Annotated in this window: 20 protein-coding genes; 13 read left to right on the forward strand and 7 right to left on the reverse strand. The window is 35.0% G+C overall.

What is annotated here, in order from left to right:
- Positions 1-120: 120 nt before the first annotated feature.
- The 7 genes from P7122_RS15040 (at position 121) to P7122_RS15070 (ending at position 5,026) form a co-directional block, all read left to right on the forward strand.
- Complete coding sequence (locus tag P7122_RS15040) at positions 121-1,038, forward strand: DUF6268 family outer membrane beta-barrel protein (RefSeq protein WP_278006625.1); 918 nt, start codon at positions 121-123, stop codon at positions 1,036-1,038.
- Positions 1,019-2,029: a Kelch repeat-containing protein gene (locus P7122_RS15045; RefSeq protein WP_278006626.1), complete on the forward strand. Its 1,011-nt coding sequence runs from the start codon at positions 1,019-1,021 to the stop codon at positions 2,027-2,029. The genes P7122_RS15040 and P7122_RS15045 overlap by 20 nt, the downstream gene beginning before the upstream one ends.
- A 134-nt stretch (positions 2,030-2,163) precedes the next feature.
- Positions 2,164-2,526 (forward strand): DUF4907 domain-containing protein, encoded by a 363-nt coding sequence (locus tag P7122_RS15050; protein WP_278006627.1) that lies wholly within the window; start codon positions 2,164-2,166, stop codon positions 2,524-2,526.
- 26 nt (positions 2,527-2,552) lie between these two features.
- Positions 2,553-3,587 (forward strand): sensor histidine kinase, encoded by a 1,035-nt coding sequence (locus tag P7122_RS15055; RefSeq protein ID WP_278006628.1) that lies wholly within the window; start codon positions 2,553-2,555, stop codon positions 3,585-3,587.
- The gene (locus tag P7122_RS15060) at positions 3,584-4,318 is read left to right on the forward strand and encodes a LytR/AlgR family response regulator transcription factor (protein ID WP_278006629.1); all 735 of its coding nucleotides are present in this window, start codon (positions 3,584-3,586) and stop codon (positions 4,316-4,318) included. Before P7122_RS15055 ends, P7122_RS15060 begins: the two co-directional genes overlap by 4 nt.
- Before the next feature lie 140 nt (positions 4,319-4,458).
- Positions 4,459-4,746, forward strand: coding sequence for a DUF2188 domain-containing protein (locus tag P7122_RS15065; protein WP_278006630.1), 288 nt, complete (start codon positions 4,459-4,461; stop codon positions 4,744-4,746).
- Between the two features lie 133 nt (positions 4,747-4,879).
- On the forward strand, positions 4,880-5,026 hold the full coding sequence (locus tag P7122_RS15070) for a hypothetical protein (RefSeq protein WP_278006631.1): 147 nt from the start codon (positions 4,880-4,882) through the stop codon (positions 5,024-5,026).
- Between the two features lie 16 nt (positions 5,027-5,042).
- Here the strand turns inward: P7122_RS15070 and P7122_RS15075 are convergent, their stop codons facing one another.
- On the reverse strand, positions 5,043-6,029 hold the full coding sequence (locus P7122_RS15075) for an endonuclease/exonuclease/phosphatase family protein (RefSeq protein WP_278006632.1): 987 nt from the start codon (positions 6,027-6,029) through the stop codon (positions 5,043-5,045).
- Positions 6,030-6,383: 354 nt separating this feature from the next.
- Here P7122_RS15075 and P7122_RS15080 point away from each other — a divergent pair, with 354 nt between their 5' ends.
- Entirely contained in the window at positions 6,384-6,908 is a 525-nt protein-coding gene (locus P7122_RS15080; protein ID WP_278006633.1) for a DUF8685 domain-containing protein, read from the forward strand.
- 7 nt (positions 6,909-6,915) lie between these two features.
- Here the strand turns inward: P7122_RS15080 and P7122_RS15085 are convergent, their stop codons facing one another.
- From P7122_RS15085 to P7122_RS15100, 4 genes are all read right to left on the reverse strand, one after another.
- Positions 6,916-7,665: a hypothetical protein gene (locus tag P7122_RS15085; RefSeq protein ID WP_278006634.1), complete on the reverse strand. Its 750-nt coding sequence runs from the start codon at positions 7,663-7,665 to the stop codon at positions 6,916-6,918.
- Between the two features lie 70 nt (positions 7,666-7,735).
- Positions 7,736-10,993: a S41 family peptidase gene (locus tag P7122_RS15090; protein WP_278006635.1), complete on the reverse strand. Its 3,258-nt coding sequence runs from the start codon at positions 10,991-10,993 to the stop codon at positions 7,736-7,738.
- 84 nt (positions 10,994-11,077) lie between these two features.
- Complete coding sequence (gene ggt, locus P7122_RS15095) at positions 11,078-12,781, reverse strand: gamma-glutamyltransferase (protein WP_278006636.1); 1,704 nt, start codon at positions 12,779-12,781, stop codon at positions 11,078-11,080.
- Positions 12,778-13,380: an acyl carrier protein phosphodiesterase gene (locus tag P7122_RS15100; RefSeq protein WP_278006637.1), complete on the reverse strand. Its 603-nt coding sequence runs from the start codon at positions 13,378-13,380 to the stop codon at positions 12,778-12,780. Before P7122_RS15100 ends, ggt begins: the two co-directional genes overlap by 4 nt.
- A 91-nt stretch (positions 13,381-13,471) precedes the next feature.
- Between P7122_RS15100 and glmM the strand changes: the two genes are divergently transcribed.
- Positions 13,472-14,860 carry a phosphoglucosamine mutase gene (gene glmM / locus P7122_RS15105; RefSeq protein WP_278006638.1) on the forward strand — a complete coding sequence of 463 codons (1,389 nt, stop codon included), beginning with the start codon at positions 13,472-13,474 and terminating at the stop codon, positions 14,858-14,860.
- A gap of 12 nt (positions 14,861-14,872) precedes the next feature.
- Complete coding sequence (locus P7122_RS15110) at positions 14,873-16,378, forward strand: aminotransferase class V-fold PLP-dependent enzyme (protein ID WP_278006639.1); 1,506 nt, start codon at positions 14,873-14,875, stop codon at positions 16,376-16,378.
- 1 nt (position 16,379) lies between these two features.
- Here the strand turns inward: P7122_RS15110 and P7122_RS15115 are convergent, their stop codons facing one another.
- Positions 16,380-17,270 (reverse strand): lysophospholipid acyltransferase family protein, encoded by an 891-nt coding sequence (locus tag P7122_RS15115; RefSeq protein ID WP_278006640.1) that lies wholly within the window; start codon positions 17,268-17,270, stop codon positions 16,380-16,382.
- 63 nt (positions 17,271-17,333) lie between these two features.
- On the opposite strand from P7122_RS15115, the gene P7122_RS15120 reads away from it, so the two are divergent.
- Positions 17,334-17,969, forward strand: coding sequence for a rhomboid family intramembrane serine protease (locus P7122_RS15120; RefSeq protein WP_278006641.1), 636 nt, complete (start codon positions 17,334-17,336; stop codon positions 17,967-17,969).
- A gap of 53 nt (positions 17,970-18,022) precedes the next feature.
- Here P7122_RS15120 and P7122_RS15125 read toward each other — a convergent pair whose 3' ends face one another.
- The gene (locus tag P7122_RS15125; RefSeq protein WP_278006642.1) at positions 18,023-19,177 is read right to left on the reverse strand and encodes a TlpA disulfide reductase family protein; all 1,155 of its coding nucleotides are present in this window, start codon (positions 19,175-19,177) and stop codon (positions 18,023-18,025) included.
- 146 nt (positions 19,178-19,323) lie between these two features.
- Between P7122_RS15125 and mnmE the strand changes: the two genes are divergently transcribed.
- Positions 19,324-20,709, forward strand: coding sequence for a tRNA uridine-5-carboxymethylaminomethyl(34) synthesis GTPase MnmE (gene mnmE / locus P7122_RS15130; RefSeq protein ID WP_278006643.1), 1,386 nt, complete (start codon positions 19,324-19,326; stop codon positions 20,707-20,709).
- Between the two features lie 331 nt (positions 20,710-21,040).
- Positions 21,041-22,509: immunoglobulin domain-containing protein (locus tag P7122_RS15135; RefSeq protein ID WP_437130095.1), on the forward strand; the 1,469-nt coding region annotated here is incomplete at its 3' end.

Consider the following 22,509-nt stretch of genomic DNA (forward strand, 5'->3'; position numbering starts at 1 on the left):
TTTACCGATTAGTTTTTTCTGAAGCATTTATAGGTTAAAACAAGGTATTGGTCTATAAAAAAAACGGATCAGTCTATTTCGTATTAATCCAATTAGGATTAGGTAGTATGTTCGCCTAAGATGAAAAAAATCATATTACATATTATAGTTGTCAATGCTATGATCAATGCAGTTGCCGCACAAGATTTGGAAACAGAAACCTCTTTAAATCTTTTCTATGATCTGTATCCTACATTAAATTCTGTAGACCTGGATACTAAAGGACTTGCATTTAATACAGCATTTGCAGTGCCTAATGGAGAGCTAGGTGTAGGAGCAGCTTACACATACACCATGTTGAATAGTGATACATACACATGGTCTCCAGAACTAATGGCTTATGGAGATTTTCATCAAATACAATTATTGATGAATTACAACTACAATATTAATGATCAATGGTCTTTGGGTATGGAGTTTTCGCCATTGATAGCATCTACCTTAGCAACGTCTTTGCGTAGTAATGCAATTGTTTTAGAATCTAAATTTGAAGTAAAACGATTGCTTGGTCAACAAACCAAACCCTCTTACGTTACTGTAGGTTTGGCATACGGAACACAATTAGGAGCACCAAGAATATATCCTACACTAAGTTACTTTAACACAGTAAACGAAAAGTTGAGTTACAAGCTGGGTTTTCCAGAAACAGCATTGTATTACAGGCTAAACAATCAAAGCAAATTTGATTTTACATTAGCGCCACAATCTATATACACAATGCATAATCAGCCGTTGTACGATAATAATCTAGCAGCAGAAGTAACAGACTCATATCTCGAATTTACAGCGCTACAGTCAAGCTTAAGATATCATTTCGATTTTAATAACAATTGGTTTTCATTTTTTAAAGTAGGCTATACAACTTCAACAGCAATGAAGATTAAAGCTTTAGATACAGACAATACAATGTACAATTTCAAAGCTGATGATGGCTTTATGGTAGGTTTCGGATTAAATTTTAATATAAATAATAAACAAAATGATGCAAACAAAAAATAACCAACAATGGATGTTATTCATGCTTTTAACAGCAGCATTTATAACCTTTAGTAGTTGTAATAATGACGATGACAGCTCAGATTTAGATGGTAACTGGGTAAAGGTATCAACCTTTAACGAAGAGGCACGTAGTAGCTCTGCCGCATTTACTATTGGTAATGTAGGATATATGGGTACAGGTTACGATGGAGATGATTATTATAACGATTTCTGGAGCTATAATATGGATACCAACTCATGGCAGCAACTTGCAGATTATCCTGGTATAGAGCGCAGCTCTGCAACAGCATTTACTATTGGAGAAGAAGGCTACATAGGTACAGGATACAATGGAGATAGTAATGAAGAGTTAGAGGATTTTTATAAATACAACCCAGTAAGCAATACTTGGGAAGCTATAGCAGATTTTGGCGGATCAGCACGCTATGGTGCTGTTGGTTTTGGATCAGACACTTATGGTTATGTCGGCACAGGTTATGACGGTAGCGACAAAAAAGATTTTTGGAAATACAATCCAGATACAGATACATGGGAAGAAATCTTTGGCTTTGGTGGAGATAAGCGTAGAGAAGGTACCACATTTACCATTGGCAATGAAGTATATCTGGTTGCAGGTGTAAGTAATGGTATATATGAAGAAGATTTTTGGAAGTTTAATTTAGATACCGAAACATGGACAGCCTTAGTAGATGTAGATGATGACGACGATGATTATGTACAACGTTCTAACGCTGTAGCATTTACTATAGATGGCAAAGGCTATGTGGCTTGTGGAGATTATTCTGGTAGCCAATCTAGTGTGTATGAATATGACCCTAACACCCAAGAATGGGAGGAAAAGACAGGTTTTGAACTCTATGCAAGGAGAGATGCTGTTACCTTTAATAATGGATCCAGAGCTTTTGTAGGGCTTGGTAGAAATGGCACTTTATATCTTGATGATTTCATGGAGTTTTATCCAAATCAAGAGCAAGACGATGACGACAATTAATAGTTGGTTTTTAAATTTGATTGATGGCTATTAATCTAAGTTAATACTAGATTAATAGCGGATGGTAGTGTCCGGGCGACTGCACTTTTGTTTTGCGCTCGGCACTCACTATCCAGATAATTAAAGTTTTTTTTATGAGAAAGAATAACAAGAACGATATAGGCTTTTTTATAACCCTTGGTTTTATAGTACTGGTATTTAGTATAGGGTTTATGTTGAGTAATCCGCAACCTTCAAAAGCAAAAGACAATAATGTAAGTTATAGTATAGAAGTCCTTAAGGAAGACGGCAACTGGTTGTATAAAATTTTTAAGAATGACATTTTATATATAAAGCAAGACTATCTGCCAGCAGTACATGGTAAGCAACGGTTTGCTTCTAAAAAAGATGCCAAACAAGTAGCACAGCTGGTTGTACAGAAGTTACAAAGACAGAAAATACCGTTAATTACTAAAGAAGAGTTAATTACAAACAAAATAGCTTTTCAGCCTTTATAAAATACTAGTTTTGTCAAAATTGTGTTGTGAAAAAACTTCAAAGTAAAATTATTATAATTCATATTGTTGTATGGGTAGGACTCAGTTTATTTCCACTGCTCATCACATATGTAGATATAGGTGTAATTCCTAATAATTTGTTTGTAAAACAACTTTTACGACCAGTTTTGTTTTACACCAACTATTTGGTGTTTGTCCCTTTTTTACTCTTAAAACGTAAGGTAGCATTGTATATTTTAGTGTCCTTTTTGTTTTTGTTGCTTTACAACTATTTTACAGAAGCCTTAGTATTTAATTTTTTAGATAGTGCCCATCAATTCCCTTTTCGTAAGCCACCCAATGGACCAAGACCTATGCTCAATATGCGGTATGTAGTACCAGCAGTTTTTTCATTAACAGTGTATTTACTGGGCGGAATTTATGCCTTGGTAGTAGATTTTTACAAAAGAGAACGTATATCAAGAGCAATGGAGCACGAGAAGACAGATATAAGACTTCAATATTTAAGAAATCAATTAAACCCACACTTTCTGTTCAATTCACTTAACAGTATTTACTCTTTAGTAAGACGTAAATCAGACGATGCGCCCGAAGCAGTGATTACACTTTCAGAGTTAATGCGTTACATGTTGTACGAAGCCAACGACAAGGAAGTACCATTAGAAAAGGAGCTAGACTATATTCAAAATTATATCTCACTTCAACGACTCAGAATCAAAAACAGCGAAGACGTAAAAATCAACATACACGGCAATTCCAAAGGGCTTAAAATCTATCCGTTAATACTCATAACGTTTATAGAAAATGCCTTTAAATACGGAACCGATTACAAAGGAAAAACCTTCATAGACATTAAGATAAAAATAATTGAGAATCAGCTTCATTTTTATGTAAAGAACAATATAGGCATACACAAAGAAGACAAAGAAAACTCAGGCATAGGTCTAGAAAATATAAAAAGTCAACTGCAGTATCTTTATAGTGAGCAACATAACCTGTCAATAGACTCTAATCAGCATTATTACAAAGTCAACCTAACGCTAAACCTTAACACGCAATGAAATGTATAATTATAGATGATGAGCCTTTGGCAATAGACGTTGTAGAGTCTTATTGCAAAGCATTAGGAGGTATAGAAGTGCTAAAAACTTTTACAAACGCTATAGAAGCACTAGAGTTTATCAATACCCAAAGCATACAATTAGTATTCTCTGATATCGAAATGCCAAATATCAACGGTATAGATTTGGTAAAATCTTTAGAAGGAAAAGTACCATATTTCATTTTCACTACAGCATATCCACAATATGCTTTAGAAGGTTTCGATCTCAATGCTGTAGATTATTTAGTAAAGCCAATACCGTTTCCACGTTTTATAAAAGCTGTAAACAGAGTAAAAGAGATGATAAAGCTTAATAACATTCAAACATCTTTCAATATCTCATCAGCTGGCAGTATAAGTGTAGAGTCTGGTACAAAAGATGATTTTATTTTTGTAAAGTCAGAATACGAAAATATAAAGTTAGAAGTAAAGAATATCACATACATTCAAGGACTTAAGGACTATTTAAAAATTCATAATGGTACCAGCAAGTCAGTACTCACCTTAATGAATTTTAAAGAAATACAAGCCAAGCTACCAGAAACCACCTTTATCAGAGTACACCGTTCCTTTGTAGTTAATGTCAATAAGATCAATTCCATCCAAAAAAACCGAATTGTAATTAACGGAGAGCGCATACCAATAGGAGAAAGCTACAAGTCTTTAGTGTACGACAGGTTAGATATATAGGCCATACCTGTGCTCAATCAATTCATCAAAACAAGACTCTTCGTTAATACCACCCAAAAGCAAACAAGAAAGGAAAGACAAAAGCAGTAATATTAGTAAGCTTTTATTTTCTAAATTTACGCTTATAGCTCAAACTTACAATGTCTAAGCAAAATTCCTTAACCAATGCTATTCAGCAATTAATAAGCGCTATTCTAAAAGTCTTAGGGTATCACAATACACCCAAGCGTACATGGCACCAACACGTAGTACCCTATCAAGAGGGCTGGGCAGTACGTAGAGAAGGTAATAAACGCATTACATCCAAGCATCATAAGCAAGGCACTGCGATACGCAAAGCCAAAACCCTTGCTAAACGTTACAATGCAGATGTTATTATTCATCGTGCCAGTGGTGGTATCCGTAAGCGTATTAGTTATAAAGACTAGTGACTTACACTTCATTATTGTTTTCATTGGCTGTCTAATGTTAATAAAACACTAAATATTTAAAAACTAAACATTTAAGACATCCAAAATCCTTTTTTGCAACGTATCTTTAGTAACGTTAAAAACAAGTGCTATGAATCCATTTCAAAAATTAAGACTACAGTGGCTAAAACCACACAGTAAGCCAATACAAAAAGAAGGTAATAATGATGTTTCAGCTATAAAACAGAATGAAGCAAAAAGGGCATTCAAAGACGAAGATGTCTTTTTATTTATATAACCATAAGAGAAACCATTTAAGACTCCTTTAGTTTTACAGAAATAGGGTAGTGGTCACTATAACCATCAAGAAGGATCTTCTTACCCATACCACCAAAATGCTTAGGAATACCATAAGCACCAGGTTTTATCATTTCTGCAAAACGCTCAATACTCACAGAGTCTGGTATTATCTTAATAGGGTTGTTACTTTTTAGCATATTCTCATTAGCCAAAAACTGATCTAACATGTTGGGTTGATTCCCAAAGTAGAAGCTCGCAGTACCATAATCCATTAAAGGCCACATTAAGTTCAAAAAATAAGGAATACGACCACGCACCACGCGAGCTCTACTGCGCAAAGCTAGTGCAAAACGTGTCAACGACTCATTAAAAGGCTCATCGTTAAAGTCACCCATGGCCAATACCGGAGTATCATCACCATGCACCTCTCTAATACGCTGATGGAAATAACTCAACGTTTCACCAGCAATCTGGCGGTATCCACTAGACTCATACTGCCCACCACTACGAGAAGGCCAGTGATTAGCAATCAATACCAAACGCTGTTGGCCTTGGCTATGATTGGTTAAAAAATTAACCTGTAGAATGTCTCTGGTCGCAGTTCTTCTTAGTACAAAATGGTCATATACCTTAGGCTCACCGTTTTCTTCTTCAACAGTAAACACATCAGCATCATAAATAAAAGCCACATCAATACCACGTTTGTCATCCGAGTCGTCATGTACTAAGGCGTAATTCCGATTTAAAACACCCATTTTCTGAATCAACAGATGAAGCACGTGGGCATTTTCAACCTCACATACTCCCAAAATATCAGGACCATTGCCAGCATTCAATTGAATTATAATTCGGTTTAGTTGCTCTAGTTTTTGGTTAAGCTCTGTAGGTCCCCAACCTTTAACATCACTGCCAATAGCACGTTGTAGCTTCTCTGTGCGCCTGGGAGAGTGCTCAATATCAAAGAGGTTTTCTAAATTCCAGAAAGTAATGTGGTAGTCCATATCTTATATTGTTTTAGGATACGGCTATTAAATAGATTGGTTAAAGAGGATGTTTAAAAGTAGTAGATTTTAAATAAAAACCCAAACAGTATATTCAGATTTAATGACTAAATAATCTTAATAATACGCTCTATGCTAATATTCTCTTAAGTACATGAAAATTAAATGCACAAATGAATACACTAATACAGGGTTGATTTTTTGAAGTCTTTCCTGAGCATTATCGAGGGGTTTTGTATCAAGACAAAAGAACATAAGTATATTTTCATAGTTGTTTATTTATAAATAGCATGTCATAGAAATCTAACAGAGATTTAGTATACTTGTTACACCAATAACAAAACACAATCAATAATGAAATTATTAGGAATAGGATCTCGCATTAACCATACAGAACACGGAAAAGGAGTAGTAACTAATGTTACATCAAAGCACTATTGGGTAACGTTTATAGACAAAGGATTAGAAACAATAGAGTTAGATGAAGACTTCGAAATTATTGAAGCCGCAGAAGATGATGTAGATACAGTAAGTTTTTATGAAGTTGAAAAAAGCCTGAAAGACATTCTTAAAAAATGGTCAGACGTATCAGAAGTAGTCACTATTGCAGATAAATGGAAAGGCGGAACGCTAATAATGCAACCAGGAGACGAGAATTTAAAACCTAGTGAATTACCTATAGATAAGTTCTTTCATAAGATAACAATGGTTCGTGATCGCTTGCGCGTTATGGAGCAAAAGATAAACTCTAGTAATCTTGAAGAGCAAGAAAAGATAGATTTACAACAATACATTACCAGAAGCTATGGAAGCTTAACGAGCTTTAATGTGTTATTTAAACTGAAAACCCAGCAGTTTGTTGGGCAGCGTTCTAAGTAATAGAATCTTAAAATTTCAATCCTTTTACCTCTCCCATATCTAATTCAAAAACTAAGAATTTATGGGAGGTTGGTAACTTGATTCCACTTTCGGTAGTTATCCATTGATCCCAAGATGCTTCAAGACCATCAATAGGCAAAATATCTACCCACATTTGAAAGCTTTTAGGTAGTCCGTTTTCATCCAAATGCCATAGATAAGAATCGCCAGGAGTAGTACCACCTTCGGTGTACGTTACAAGCAAGGACTTTTTACCATCTTCTGTTGTTACTAATCTGCGTTCAGTACCATTATCAAACACTTTAAAAGGTGCCACTAACCAAAAGGAATCATTATTAAAAAACGTTATGGCTTTGTCTATATATTCTTGTTTTTCTACGCCATTATATTCGTGTTTACCAGCAAAGACTTTTGAGTTACCAGCATCACTAAAATCTAAAATTACTGTCATAGCATCCCATGATACTTCACAGGTATCATCCGTTTTGTACCATTTGTAATGGTGCTTACCTTTAAAGGTCCATTCTATATAATCAGTATTGAGATATGCTTCTTCGTTTAACGCGCTTAGCATGGTTGTAGCAAGTTCGTCTGCCTCAGTGCCTAGCTTTCCGGTAGGTAAATCTTCATTGTACTTAATGTACATAAAACCATAAAAAAGTAGAGTAGGTAGTGTGAAGAAAATGATGATTCCTCCAATAATTTTAAATATACGTTTAGTCTTTAAGTTTTTTGGCATTGTAATATTATTGTTCATTACGAGTAATTAATTTTCAGAAACATTATAGTTTGTCTGAGAACAGCATTACTCGTAATGAGTTGTATTGTTAATTATCAGATTTATAACCGTTAGGACGTTTCCAGCGTACAGGTGCTTTTGGTTCTGGTTTTAGTTCAAATTCGTTGTCTTTTAAAAGCTTTAGAGCTTCTTGTACAGCACGTTCTAATTGAGGATCATTTCCTTTTGAAGTTTCTCTAGGATGCTGAATCACTTCAATATTTGGTGCCACACCTTCACCTTCTACAGCCCATTCTCCATTCACATCATAGAAACCACCACGAGGTGCTACCATACGTCCACCATCAATAAATGCAGGTGTATCCCAAGTACCAACGAGTCCTCCCCAAGTTCTTGTACCTATTAATGGACCTAAGTTTCTCATTTTAAACATGTATGGAAGTAAATCTCCACCAGAGCCAGCACGCTCGTTAATTAGCATTACTTTTGGTCCCCAAATACCAGCAATAGGTGTGGTCCAAGGACGTTTATCACCAGCTTTACTGTTAAAGTAACCGTAAATCTCTCGAGACATAATATCCATCATATAATCTGCCGCAGAACCACCTCCATTATTACGTTCGTCTATAACAACCCCTTTTTTATCTTGCTGAGAGAAATAATATCTATTGAAAGAGGTAAAACCTCCGCCACCAGTGTTTGGTACATAGACGTAAGCGAGTTTACCATTAGATAGTTCATCAACTTTACGACGGTTGCCTTCAATCCAATCGATACTTCTTAAGCTACGTTCATTACTTACAGGTTTTACAAGTACGCTACGAGCATTGGTAAGTGTTGGTTGCGAATTTACCATTAAGGTAATTTCTCTGCCTGCAGTTTGCTCTAACAAAGCATAAGGATTGGTTTTGCTATCTAATGCAGTTCCGTTAATTGCTAGGATGTAATCACCTTCTTTAACGTCAATACCTGGTTTTGCCAAAGGAGCATCAATATCAGGATTCCAACGTTCACCAGTATAAATTTTAGAAATTTTGAAGTTGCCATTGGTTTTTTCAAAATCACAACCTAGCAACCCAACAGCGACACGGTCTACGTTAGGGAAATCTCCACCAGAAACATAAGAATGTCCAACAGCAACTTCACCACTCATTATATCTACAACATAGTTTAAGTCTGTTCTGTGACGTACATGGTCTATCCAAGGTGCATACCATTTGTATACTTCGTCCCATGGAGCACCATGCACATTATCTACATATAAGAAGTCTCTCATGTAGCGCCAGCCTTCTTTAAAAATTTGATGTGCTTCAGCTTTAGGATCTAACTTTATTTTGATATCAATCTTTAAGTTGTCTTTTCCAGGTTTTGGTGGAGCAGAGGTACCTGTTAGTACCCAATTACCATTCTGAGAAAGCAAAATAGATTTTCTGTCGTTAGAGGCTACCATGTCCCATACACCTTCAGCAAAGTCCGAAGCTTTTTCTTTTTCAACATCATAAGAATGTACTTTTAGTCCGCTGGCATTAGGAATGTCCTCAGCAATAAATAAATTGTTTTTAGGGCCTTTTAGTAATGCTATATAGTTTCTTTCAGGTAAGTTTAGCGCCACAGCTCTATCGAAAATACCATCTTCATCAATTGTTACCGTAACACTATCAGATGATTTTTTATCGTCCTTTTTATCTTCTTTCTTGTCATCATTTTCCTTCTTTTCTTCCTCCATGTCACTTTTAGGAAGGTTAGGAGCTTTGTCATCTTTACTTAAAACAACTGCGTATAAACTTCTGGTAAGATTGGCTGCAGGATCGTAATTACTCATGTCTAACCAACCACTTTGCAATCCATAATTCGTACTTGCTAACGTATATAAGTATTTCCCAGACTCATCCCAAACTGGCGTAATGGCATCAGCTATAGGATCTGTAATCTGAATCACTTTTTTAGAGTCTATGTTGTAAGCAAAAATGGCTTTAAAATGGTTATCTTGCTGTTTTGCGTATGCTATCCACTTGCTGTCTGGTGACCAAACAGGATTCATAGAACGGTTAGGATGTGCATATCGATCTGTATCAATCTTTTTTGTTTTTTTAGTTTCAAGATTTATAATCCAAACGTTATAATGTGTGTCTGTATAGGCAATGTGCTTACCATCTGGAGACCAATCTGGTTGAAAATAAAACGTTGGATTTGGCAACGAAATCGCTTCGACATTATCACCATTTTGGTCTGCCAGCATTAGTTGGTATTCGCCACTTTTGTCAGAAAACCAAGCAATTTTATCACCATTTGGTGACCATATAGGATTACGATCTGCAACAGCAGGCGAGTTGGTAATATTTTTCCATGTACCGTTTTCTTTAGGTACGGTAAAGATTTCACCACGATGTTCAAAAATAGCACGCTTTCCTGTTGGTGAAACATTAGGATTTATTAGTTGTCTGGCAGAAACATTATCCCATTTTGTTCTGTAGAAATTGAGATCTGCTTTAACATCAATATTTAATTGCTTTGTTTTGTTTGTTGAAGGATTGAAAACGTGAAGATAACCACCTTGTTCGTAAATCAATTTATCATCACTCGCATCTAAACTTTTTACATCAAACTTTTTATGAAAAGTTACTTGTTTTTCTTCTTTAGTTGAAGGATTAAATGACCAGATGTTCATGGTGTAATCGCGTTCGGACATAAAATATACCAGTCCGTTTAACCATACAGGATCTAAATGACGCTCCTTTGTTGGTTGCGATGTTCTTACTAGGTCTTTTGTTTTTAAATCTACAACCCAAATAGGCATTGCTTGTCCGCCACGATAGTTTCTCCACTCAGCATCCCAACCTGTAATAGGAGTATAAGCGAGATGTTTGCCATCTGGAGATATTTCTCCGTAGGCAGCTCTGGGAATATCTAAAGCTTCTGGCAAACCACCATCTGTAGAGACTGTAAAAAATTTATTGGTCATGGTTGGCTGTGCTTCTCTTCCGGATCGGAATAATACTTTGCCATCTGGTGTCCATCCTTGCACAAAATCACCACCAGGATGATAGGTAAGACGCTTAGGTTCTCCGCCTTCAGCAGGCATAACAAATACATCAACATTGCCGTCGTATTGCGCAGTAAAGGCAATTAGTTTTCCGTCATTAGAAAAATGAGGATTAGACTCATAGCCTTCATCACTGGTTAATCGTATTGCTGTGCCACCATTTAGAGATGATTTCCAAAGATCGTTGGCATATACAAAGACCACATCATCTCCATGAAGTGTAGGTTGTCTTAATAATTGTGTGCCTTGAGAAAATGAGAAAATAGAAGCGCATAGCGCTACAATTGCAATGTGATTTTTCATATCTGGTTGGTTTTAATGGTGGTTACTAGTTGATTGATGTAGCTAAAGATACGATATCCTTAAATTGAAAATTTAAAAACAATGTTAAAAACCAACAGCAGTATCGTCGCCTCTATGATCTGCACCTCCCTCTAATGTGCCATTATCTAAAATTAAAATACCATCTACTTTGCCAATAACAGGTGAGCGCTTTAAGTTGATGGTGTAGCCTAATGCTTCTAATTCTTTAATGAGTTTGTTATCAAAAACATTTGGCTCCATTCGTATCTCATCTGGTAACCATTGATGATGAAAACGCGGAGCATCTACTGCATTTTGCATTGTAAGTCCAAACTCATGCACATTTAGAATAGTTTGTAATACAGAGGTTATAATTGTAGATCCACCTGGTGTGCCAACCGTCATATAGAGTTCGCCTTCTTTTTCTACAATAGTAGGTGTCATGGAACTCAACATTCGTTTTTCTGGCGCAATGCTGTTAGCTTCTGCACCAATAAGGCCAAAGTAGTTTGGTTCGCCAGGCTTGCTGCTAAAGTCGTCCATTTCGTTATTAAGAAAGAAACCTAATTCTTCAGCATACAATTTAGAACCATAAGCACCATTTAGTGTCGTGGTTACAGCAATGGCATTACCGAATTGATCTACGATAGAGTAGTGCGTGGTTTCATCACTTTCATAACCAACAATATTACCATGTGACAAGTCATCTGAAGGAGTCGGTTTTTCAAATGAAAAATTATTCATTCTATCTTGAAGATAGACATCACTCAATAAAGTTTCTGTTGGGATATCTACAAAATCTGGATCTCCTAAATAGTAGCTTCGGTCTGCATAAGCACGCTTTTCGGCTTCGACGATAACCTGAATGGTTTTTAAAGCGTTGTGACCATAATCATTTAAATCGAAGGGTTCAATCATTTTCATAATTTGCCCTAAACAAATACCGCCAGAGGATGGAGGAGACATGCTGGTGATGGTTAAATCGTCATATTCAAAAGTTACAGGATTTCGCCATTTGGCTTCATATTTATTTAAATCTTCAAGTGTAATAATACTGCCTTCAGATTGAAGAAATGATACGAGTATTTCAGCAGTTTTTCCGGTGTAAAATTCATTTCTTCCATGATCAGAAATGCGCTGAAGCGTTTGAGTTAAAGCTATATTTCTTAGTGTATCTCCAGCTTTAATAGATTTATTGAATAGTATTTGCTTTTTGTTTACGGCAGTGAAAATACTATCGTATTCAGCAAATCGTTTTGCTTGTTTTTTGGTAACAACGAAGCCGTTATTTGCTAGTTCTATAACAGGTTTTAAGACGGTTTTTACATCGAGCTTACCATATTTTTGTTGGGCTTCAAATATACCTGCAATTGTTCCTGGAACTCCAATAGCCATGCTGCCAACAGTGCTTAAGTTCTTAATCACATTACCATTGTCATCGAGATACATGTTTTTTGTCGATGCCAGTGGAGCCTTTTCTCTATAATCTAATGCGCCTTTTGTGCCATCAGCTAGTCTAAAAACCAGAAATCCACCACCACCAAGATTACCAGCATAAGGATAGGTTACAGCCAAAGCCATTTCGGTTGCCATCATAGCATCAAAAGCATTACCACCAAGTTTTAGAATTTGTACACCAATCTCAGAAGCCTCTTTTCTGGCGCTAACAACCATTGCTTTTTCTGCAATAACTCCTCTTTGTTCTTTTGGACTTATACTTTTGTTAGATTCTTTTTTACAGGCAATAAGGCATAGAAATGCTATAAGTAAGATTATGTTGTGCTTCATATTTTAAATTGCTTTTCTACTTCGTTTTTTTTAGTAATTGCAAATGATTGAAGTTCTTGAAAAAATGACGTAAAATCTTTTTCAAACTCTGAGTAAAACTCTTTTAACTCATTAGTTGCTTCATTCATTTTAGATTTGCCTTTTGTGCGTTGATTCATTCCATTAAGAATATTTTGAATTCCATCTAATGTGGCATAACTTACTAACCAATTGTGCTCTATCATTATTGGAGTTAGATGTTTGAATCTAGCTGGCAAAATTTCAAAATTTTTATTAAGACTATGGTAAAAATCGTCTACATATTTATCTAAAGCTATACTTGAATAGTTTTTCCAGTTTTTTGCTAAGAAATGGTCATAGAAAATATCAACAATAACTCCGCTATAATGGCCATAGTTTTTGTGCAAACGTTTAGTGCTTTGTCTAAAAGTAGGATGCGCATCTGTAAAGGTGTCAATAGCTCTGTGCAACATAATACCAGCCTGAACTTTTTTAGGGTAAGTTTTGTATTTATTGCCTCTAATACCATCGGCAACAAAATTTCCGATGGTTAAGAGCTCGTCGTCTCCAGATAGATAAATGTGGGCTAGAAAATTCATAGGCTCGAATTTACGAATTCGTAATAACAAAATTCAAAAATCATTTCTAAAGCGTCTCTAAGATATTATATTTGCTCAAAATCAAAAATCTATGACTTTAATTAAATCTATTTCAGGAATTCGTGGAACAATTGGTGGTGCTGTTGAGGACAATTTAACACCAATAGATGCTGTAAAATTTGCTGCAGCTTATGGTACTTGGCTAAAACAACAACGCAATAAGGAAAACTATAGAGTTGTGGTTGGTAGAGATGCACGTATTTCTGGCGAAATGATTCAGAGTTTAGTTATGAATACCTTAATTGGTATGGGAATTCATGTTATAGATTTAGGATTGTCTACAACACCTACCGTTGAGGTTGCTGTGCCATTGGAGCATGCAGATGGTGGTATTATTTTAACAGCAAGCCATAACCCAAAACAATGGAATGCTTTAAAATTATTGAATCATAAAGGTGAATTTTTAAATGGAGTAGAAGGCAAGAAGATTCTAGATATTGCTGCATCTAACGATATGACTTTTGCTGAGGTTGATGATCTTGGTAAGATTACTAAAAATGATGCGTACATAGATTTGCATATCGATGAAGTTTTAAACCTTCCATTGGTGAATAAAGAGGCTATTGAAGCGGCAAATTTTAAAGTAGTAGTAGATGGTGTTAATTCAACAGGAGGTATTGCTATTCCTTTATTATTAGAGCGTTTAGGTGTTGAACCTGTAAAGTTATATTGTGAGCCAACTGGCCATTTTCCACATAATCCAGAACCTTTAAAAGAGCACTTGGGCGACTTAGCAAAAGCTGTGGTAAAAGAGCATGCCGATTTTGGTATTGTGGTAGATCCAGATGTAGATCGTTTGGCGTTTATGGATGAAAAAGGTGAGATGTTTGGTGAAGAATACACCTTGGTAGCTTGTGCCGACTATGTGTTGAGCAAAAATCCAGGGAATACTGTAAGCAATATGAGTTCTACACGTGCCTTACGTGATGTTACTGAAAAGCATGGAGGAACCTATGAAGCCAGTGCTGTAGGTGAGGTAAATGTGGTAGAATTAATGAAGAAAAACAAGGTAGTTATTGGAGGTGAAGGTAACGGAGGTATTATCTATCCTGAGTTACATTACGGACGTGATGCGTTAGTTGGTGTGGCTTTATTTTTAAGTCTTCTTGCAGAGAAAAAGTTATCAGTAAGTGCATTGCGTGCAACGTACCCAAATTACTACATGAGTAAGAAGAAAATTCAATTAACACCACAATTAGATGTTGATGCTATTTTAAAGACTATGGAAACCAATTATAGTCACGAAACATTAACAACCATAGATGGTGTAAAGATTGATTTTGCAGAAAATTGGGTGCACTTAAGAAAGAGTAATACCGAACCTATAATTCGTATTTATACTGAAGCACAGTCGCAAGAAACTGCAGACGATTTAGCAGATCGTTTTATTACTGAAATAAAAGCTATCGCTAATATTTAGTATCTTTAAATTATGATTTCTGAAGCAACTACACATAATACATCAACGCTTGAAGCTTATTTTGAGCAATTTAGAAAACACATTGTTGGCCAAAATCAGACGTTTGTGTCTCCTTTTGGTGAACAAAAAATAATCTATACAGATTGGACGGCTTCAGGACGATTGTACAGACCTATTGAAGAAAAATTACTAAATGAGTTTGGGCCTTTTGTGGCTAACACGCATACCGAAACAACAGTGTCAGGTACTGCCATGACAAAAGCGTACCATAAAGCTAAACATATAATAAAAGACCATGTTAATGCTAATGAAGACGATGTTTTAATCGTTACAGGTAATGGAATGACAGGTGTGGTTAATAAGTTTCAGCGTATTTTAGGACTAAAAATTCCTGAGAATCTAAGAGATTATACAACTGTGCCAGATGAAATGCGACCTGTTGTTTTTATCTCTCATATGGAGCATCACTCTAACCAAACCTCATGGTTAGAAACCATTGCCAAAGTAGAAGTAGTGCCACCAGACGATAACGGTTTATTCTGCTTAAATAATCTTGAAGTATTACTAGAACAATATAAAGACAGAACATTAAAAATTTGCTCTATTGTTGGTGGATCTAATGTTACAGGTATACAAACACAGTATCATAAAGCAGCCAAGCTTATGCATCAGCATGGAGGTGTGTGTTTTGTGGATTTTGCATGTTCGGCACCTTATGTAGATATAGATATGCATCCAGAAGATGAAGAAGAACAACTTGATGCAATATTTTTCTCACCACATAAATTTTTAGGTGGACCAGGAACTTCTGGTGTATTAGTTTTTAATAAAAAATTATATCATAATATGGTACCAGATTGTCCTGGTGGAGGTACTGTAAGTTGGACGAATCCTTGGGGAGAGCATAAATACATTGATAACATTGAAGACAGAGAAGATGGTGGTACACCAGGATTTCTTCAAACTATAAAAACAGCCTTATCTATTAAGCTGAAAGAGCAAATGGGAGTTAGTAATATCCTTGAGCGCGAGCATGAGCTTATAGATATTATCTTCAATAAGCTTCAACCGGTTTCTAACATTAATATTTTGGCTGGTCAGCATCAAGATCGTTTGGGAGTTATTTCATTTTATATCGATGATTTACATTACAACCTTGGTGTAAAATTACTAAACGACAGATTTGGAATACAGACTCGTGGAGGATGCAGTTGTGCAGGTACGTATGGACATTTTTTATTACACGTAGATCAGCAAACGTCTAAAGAGCTGACAGACGAGATTTCTATTGGAGATTTGGTACGCAAACCAGGTTGGATACGTATGTCTATTCACCCAACAACAACCAATGAAGAGATTGAGTATGTTTGTAATAGTATTGTTGACTTAGCTAAAAATCACGAGCAATGGGCTAAAGACTATGAATACTCTCGTTGCAATAACGAATTTATTCATAAATCTTTAATCGATAAGCCATGTACAGCGACTAATGTAGATGGTTGGTTTAATCTAGATTAGGTTACAAAAACTCTTTAGGAACGTCGTCTTTGTGTTTCCAGCGCTTGTGTGTCCAAAGATAAAATTCAGGCTTTTCATAGATTTGCTTTTCGATGTAGTCTATGTATCTATCTGTAAGTTCGTTTTCCGCTAAATCTTTAGGATTCATTATAACGTCATCTATTGTAGCTTCGTAATATCCGCGTTTTACTTTATCTATTCTAAAAAATACAACAGGAACATCTAAACGTTTAGCTATCATTTCTGGACCTGTAATTACAGGTGCTTTTATGCCTAAAAACGATCTCCAATAATGTGCTTTATTTTTTTTAGGAGATTGATCTGCTGCAAATCCGGCAATGAATAGTATGTTTTGAGACTTTAGGTTTGTTAGCGTAGAGATTGTCTCTTTTGTAGTAATAAGATACGCGTTATATCTCGCTCTTATTCGTCTTACAAGTTTATCGAAGTGCTTGTTTCTAAGTCGCTTGTATATAGCGTAGCCTCTATGTTTTATATAGCATTGAAGTACAACAGACCATTCCCAGTTTGCGTAATGAGAACACATTAGTAGTGCACTTTTATTGTCTGCTTCTAAGGCTTTAAATTTTTCAATATTTTTATAGACGAAGCGCTTCTTCATCTCACTTTCTTTAATGCTTAGCGATTTTATTGCTTCTAAAATAAGATCGCACAAATGATGATAGAACTTGCTAGTAAGTGTAGCAATCTCTTTTTCAGATTTATCAGGAAATACTAATCGTAGGTTTTCTTTTACAGTTGTTTTTCTATATCCAAAAATTTTGAAAAGAAAGATATATAATATATCAGACAGGCCATAAAGTAATCTAAACGGCAAAATAGAAATTAGCCAAAGAATAGGATAAATAAGAATATAGGCAATAAGTTGCATGAAAGTATGTTAATTTTGCAACTACAAATATATGCTATATTTGATTTATAAGATTAGAGTTTTATGTACAATTTAGATATCATAACCATTGTTATTATAGTAGGAAATGTTATAATTTCTACTAAAGGATTTAATGATCGTTTATTTTTTGAAAAATATAAATTTAATGTTGGTAGTATAAGACGTGGTGAACAAATAAGAATGTTTAGTTCTGGTTTTTTGCATGCAGATTCTAAGCATTTATTGTTTAATATGGTAACGCTTTTCTTTTTTGCTCACACCGTAATACGAGATTTAGGAAACTTAAATTTTATAACTGTTTATTTAGCAAGTTTAGTTTTTGGAAATTTGCTGTCATTGTATTTTCATAAGGAAGAGTTTTGGTATAGTGCTATTGGCGCAAGTGGTGCTGTTACAGGTGTTTTGTACTCAGCAATATTATTAGAACCAGATATGCGAATTAATTTTATACCAGGTTATTTATTTGGTATAGGTTATCTACTATATTCTATTTATGGAATGAAAAACAGAGTCGGAAATATAGGCCATGATGCACATTTTGGTGGAGCAGTAGGCGGCTATGCAGTAACTTTAATTTTAAAGCCTAGTTTGTTTGAAACCGACTTGCTTCATGTAGGTTTGTTAGCCGTTCCTATCATTATTTTATTTGTGCTTTATAAAACGGGCAAATTACATTAAAAAGAAAAAGCCTGCATTGCGCAGGCTTTTTTTATATAAAAAACGTACGGGTATTAAGGGTTACCTAGAAGCTCTTTAATTTTAAGTTCTAGAGCAGCGCCTCTCAAGTTTTTTGCTACGATTTTACCTTCTTCATCTAAGATATAGGTTGCAGGTATAGATTGTATGTTGTATTGTTTAGCAACAGGATCGTTAAAGTACATTAAACTAGATAGATGATTCCATTCTAATCCATCTTTTTCTATTGCATTTAGCCATGCTTTTTTAGGATCTTTTTGGTTTGGTGCACCATCTAATGAGATGCCAATAATTTCTAATCCTTTATCATGGTATTGTTCATATACCTTAACTACATTAGGGTTTTCTCTTCTGCAAGGACCACACCAAGCAGCCCAAAAATCTATAATAGTTACTTTTCCTTTTAAATCTTTTAAACTCACTGTTTCGCCTTCAGGTGTTTTAGACTCAAAGTCTGGTGCTATTTTGCCAACTTCTAGATAAGCGATTTTTTCATATTTTTTGTAGAGTTCATCTAATCTTTGTTTTACAATCTTACCTCTTTTAGATTCTTTTAAATGAGTAGGAAAACTTTCAAAAACCTCTTTGTATTTTACGATATCAAAAGTTGGTCTGCTAGATTCTAACTGAATAAGATTTAAACTAAAATAACTATCGTTATTATCTTGTACAAAGCTAAGAGGGTAAGCCATTTGTCTTTGTCTCATGTCTTCCATAACCTTCTTTATAGAATCTCTGGTTTTAGGAGCAGGCTCTTGTCCTAGCTCTTTAAATTTTGTCATGATAGCTTCTCCTTCTTTTCTAAATACGAGCATTCCGTTCTGGAAATCTTCATAACTTTTGTTAGATTCAGAACCAGTAACTTTAGAATCCATAGGTGCTTTAGAGTTAAAGTCTATGTTTATATTACTGTTTTCTAACATAAAAACCACATTTCCTGGAGTTCCGTCAGCAGATAAAAAATATACACCAGGTTCTTCAACAGCACCTTTAATTGTAAATTTTCCATCCATTATAACAGCAGAATCCTTTATAACTTGTTTTCCTTTTTCATTAATTTGAGCCAAACGTACTCTTACACCATTGTGTACATCTTCAGCATTACCATTTATAACGTATTCTGATTCTTTACTTTGTTTGCAGCTTGCAAATGCAAGTGCGATAACTAATAAGATTAGTAATTTTTTCATTTTTATCATTTTCAATTTTTGCTTAGCAAATATAATAACCTATGCTGATTATTCTAAGATTTCACTGTGAATTAAATCTTAAATAGAAGACCTTACTTTTTAACAATATCATATTTTGCAATACTTTTGCAACAAAGCAAAGAACTATGCATAACGATACCATTGTAGCTTTGGCAACACCATCTGGTAGTGGCGCTATAGCTATTATAAGATTATCTGGTAAAGACGCTATTGAGATAGCCACTTCAACGTTTAAGTCTGTTTCTGGTAAAAACCTAAAAAATCAATCTACTCATACGATTCATTTAGGTCATATTATTGATGGCAACAAGACCATAGATGAAGTTTTGGTATCTATATTTAAAAATCCAAATTCGTACACAGGTGAAGATGTTATAGAAGTATCATGTCATGGATCGCCTTACATTCAGCAAGAAATTATACAACTATTTTTGCGCCAAGGTTGTAGAATGGCAAATGCTGGTGAGTTTACTTTACGTGCATTTTTAAACGGTAAATTAGATTTAAGTCAGGCAGAAGCAGTTGCAGATTTAATAAGTAGTGATAATGAAGCTTCTCACCAAATTGCGATGCAGCAAATGCGTGGTGGCTTTTCTTCTGAGATTGCTAAGTTGAGAGAAGAGCTTTTGAATTTTGCGTCTTTAATTGAGTTAGAATTAGATTTTGCCGAAGAAGATGTAGAGTTTGCAGACAGAACTCAATTTAAAGAACTGATAGATCGTATCACTTTTGTATTAAAGCGATTAATAGACTCTTTTGCTGTTGGTAATGTGATTAAGAATGGAATTCCTGTAGCCATTGTAGGTGAACCTAATGTTGGTAAATCCACACTTCTTAATGCATTATTAAATGAAGAGCGTGCCATAGTTTCTGAAATTGCTGGTACTACAAGAGATACTATTGAAGACGAAATTTCCATTGGAGGTATCGGTTTTCGATTTATTGATACAGCAGGAATAAGAGAGACCAAGGATGTGGTTGAAAGTATAGGTATAAAAAAGACTTTTGAAAAAATAGAGCAATCTCAAGTAACGATTTATCTTTTTGATGCCAGCAAAAATATAAATGCTCTTAAAGATGCAAGAATTGAGATTGAAAAGATAAGAAATAAATACCCTCAAAAACCATTATTGGTTATAGCTAACAAAATAGATCAATTGGATGATACTCAATTGGCAAATATTAATACTACTATTGCAGATGTTTTATTGCTTTCTGCTAAAACAGGATTTGGCGTTGAGCAACTGACAAATTCTTTATTAAATCTTATAAATACAGGTGCTTTAAGAAATAACGAAACTATAGTAACAAACACTCGTCATTACGATGCTCTTTTAAAGGCTTTTGAAGAGATTCAAAAAGTAAAGTACGGTTTAGAGACTGGTTTGTCTGGCGATTTGTTGGCTATAGATATTCGCCAGGCCTTATATCATTTTGGTGAAATTACAGGTGAGATTACAAATGATGACTTACTTGGTAATATTTTTGCTAATTTCTGTATCGGGAAGTAATAATATATTTTCTAGATTATCAATAATGTACGCTTACCTTAAACCTAACTGTTTTATTATCCATATTTTTTATCAAAAGGAAAGGAAAAAATTAGAAGTCAACTTGTACGATTGACCATTCTGTTTCTAGTTTTTGTAGCTAGAGTGATTCATATTATTAAAAAATACTGAGGCAAAAAGAATGCCCTTTATTTAAGGAAACCCTTATTGTACAATGCATATTCCACCTTGTTGAAACGATAACACCATGATATGGAACAATATTTACAGAAGTTTTATGATTTATTTTTGAAATTTGTTAGAATTATACAAATCAAAATAATATTAATTAATGGTAGTTTCACAGCGTTTTGTTATTGCGTTATTTCTTTTTTTTGCGATTGGTTTTGTTTACAGTCAAGATGGTAATAACGAATGTATTGTTACAACTGTTAATAACGACTTTGAAGAACCTGTAAATGCAGGCATATATCCATTGTTTTTAAATGATGCTGTTATGCCGGGATGGAATACTACAGCATCAGATAGTCAAATAGAATTATGGGCAGATCCTAATTTTGAAAACGTTCCAGCCTATTCAGGGAGTCAATTTGTAGAGTTAAATGCAAATGTAATTTCAGGTTTATACCAGGATTATGATAGTCCAGAAGGCACTGTTTTCAATTATGGTTTTGCACATAGAGGAAGAATGGGAACCGATACATGTCAGTTATTGGCTGGTCCACCTAATGGTCCCTATGTTAATGTAGGACCACCTGTTTCAACAGGAAATACATCATGGAGTTACAATACCGGAACATATACCGTACCTGCAGGCCAACCCATTACACGATTTATATTTCAATCTGTTAGTGGAAGCACAGGAGATAATAGTGTCGGTAATTTTTTAGATGATATTAATTTTACAGCTAATGTTGGGATATTAACAGAGGGACCAATAGAGGTCTTTTGTGGTGAAGAAGCTATAGTAGAGAGTTTAGGAGGAGGTACTTGGGTAGCAGATTCTAATAACCCATCTACAACGGTAATTAGTGATGTAAACGGAAATAATATAAGTATATCAGGTTTTTCTGAAGCTGGTGAATATATTTATGAATGGGATTCTGTGTATTGTTCTTCTACGATAACCATAATTTATGATGAAGGTTTTGTAGAGCCGCCTATAGTAAGTGATGTTATTTATTGTGAAGGCAGTGCGGTAGATCCTCTAAACATTCAGCCCTTAGACGAGCATACTATATTATGGTATTCTGATAGTTCAGGTACAACGCAGCTGCCTGGTGAACCAACTATAGATACTAGTGTCGTTGGAGAAACTGTATATTACCTGTCTCAAGAAAATAGCGATGGATGTAATAGTGAATTAATTCCAATGGTAGTCACTATTAGTGCTGTACCTCAATCGAATACACCGTCTAACATCTCAGTTTGTGATGATGTTTCAAATGATGGGTTTGCCGAATTTGATCTTACGATAGCAGGTGAAGAAGCTATAGGTTCTCAAGAAGAAGCAGAGCTTGCAATATCTTATTATTTATCTTATTCAGAAGCAGATGCTGGTACAACGGAGGGTATAAGTAGTCCTGAGTTGTATACAAATTCATCTATAAATGATGAAACAATATTTGTAAGGGTAGAGAATATAAATAATGCAGAGTGTTATAGTGTTACCTCTTTCTTAATTATTGTCAACCCACTACCAGATACCATAGAAGTAAGTCCATATGAGTTATGCGACAATGACAATTCAGGGGACGAACAAGAGCAGTTTGATTTACCGAGTAAAGACGCTGAGATATT

Origin of the sequence: Winogradskyella marincola (genome assembly GCF_029624125.1) — a bacterium.
In the GTDB taxonomy this organism is placed as follows: domain Bacteria; phylum Bacteroidota; class Bacteroidia; order Flavobacteriales; family Flavobacteriaceae; genus Winogradskyella; species Winogradskyella marincola.

What these genes read in the sequence shown, in the direction of transcription:
- P7122_RS15040 (WP_278006625.1), top strand. Translation starts at nt 121, where the DNA reads ATGAAAAAAATCATATTACATATTATAGTTGTCAATGCTATGATCAAT.
- P7122_RS15045 (WP_278006626.1), top strand. Translation starts at nt 1,019, where the DNA reads ATGATGCAAACAAAAAATAACCAACAATGGATGTTATTCATGCTTTTA.
- P7122_RS15050 (WP_278006627.1), top strand. Translation starts at nt 2,164, where the DNA reads ATGAGAAAGAATAACAAGAACGATATAGGCTTTTTTATAACCCTTGGT.
- P7122_RS15060 (WP_278006629.1), top strand. Translation starts at nt 3,584, where the DNA reads ATGAAATGTATAATTATAGATGATGAGCCTTTGGCAATAGACGTTGTA.
- P7122_RS15065 (WP_278006630.1), top strand. Translation starts at nt 4,459, where the DNA reads ATGTCTAAGCAAAATTCCTTAACCAATGCTATTCAGCAATTAATAAGC.
- P7122_RS15070 (WP_278006631.1), top strand. Translation starts at nt 4,880, where the DNA reads ATGAATCCATTTCAAAAATTAAGACTACAGTGGCTAAAACCACACAGT.
- P7122_RS15075 (WP_278006632.1), bottom strand. Translation starts at nt 6,029, where the DNA reads ATGGACTACCACATTACTTTCTGGAATTTAGAAAACCTCTTTGATATT.
- P7122_RS15080 (WP_278006633.1), top strand. Translation starts at nt 6,384, where the DNA reads ATGAAATTATTAGGAATAGGATCTCGCATTAACCATACAGAACACGGA.
- P7122_RS15085 (WP_278006634.1), bottom strand. Translation starts at nt 7,665, where the DNA reads ATGAACAATAATATTACAATGCCAAAAAACTTAAAGACTAAACGTATA.
- P7122_RS15090 (WP_278006635.1), bottom strand. Translation starts at nt 10,993, where the DNA reads ATGAAAAATCACATTGCAATTGTAGCGCTATGCGCTTCTATTTTCTCA.
- ggt (WP_278006636.1), bottom strand. Translation starts at nt 12,781, where the DNA reads ATGAAGCACAACATAATCTTACTTATAGCATTTCTATGCCTTATTGCC.
- P7122_RS15100 (WP_278006637.1), bottom strand. Translation starts at nt 13,380, where the DNA reads ATGAATTTTCTAGCCCACATTTATCTATCTGGAGACGACGAGCTCTTA.
- glmM (WP_278006638.1), top strand. Translation starts at nt 13,472, where the DNA reads ATGACTTTAATTAAATCTATTTCAGGAATTCGTGGAACAATTGGTGGT.
- P7122_RS15110 (WP_278006639.1), top strand. Translation starts at nt 14,873, where the DNA reads ATGATTTCTGAAGCAACTACACATAATACATCAACGCTTGAAGCTTAT.
- P7122_RS15115 (WP_278006640.1), bottom strand. Translation starts at nt 17,270, where the DNA reads ATGCAACTTATTGCCTATATTCTTATTTATCCTATTCTTTGGCTAATT.
- P7122_RS15120 (WP_278006641.1), top strand. Translation starts at nt 17,334, where the DNA reads ATGTACAATTTAGATATCATAACCATTGTTATTATAGTAGGAAATGTT.
- P7122_RS15125 (WP_278006642.1), bottom strand. Translation starts at nt 19,177, where the DNA reads ATGAAAAAATTACTAATCTTATTAGTTATCGCACTTGCATTTGCAAGC.
- mnmE (WP_278006643.1), top strand. Translation starts at nt 19,324, where the DNA reads ATGCATAACGATACCATTGTAGCTTTGGCAACACCATCTGGTAGTGGC.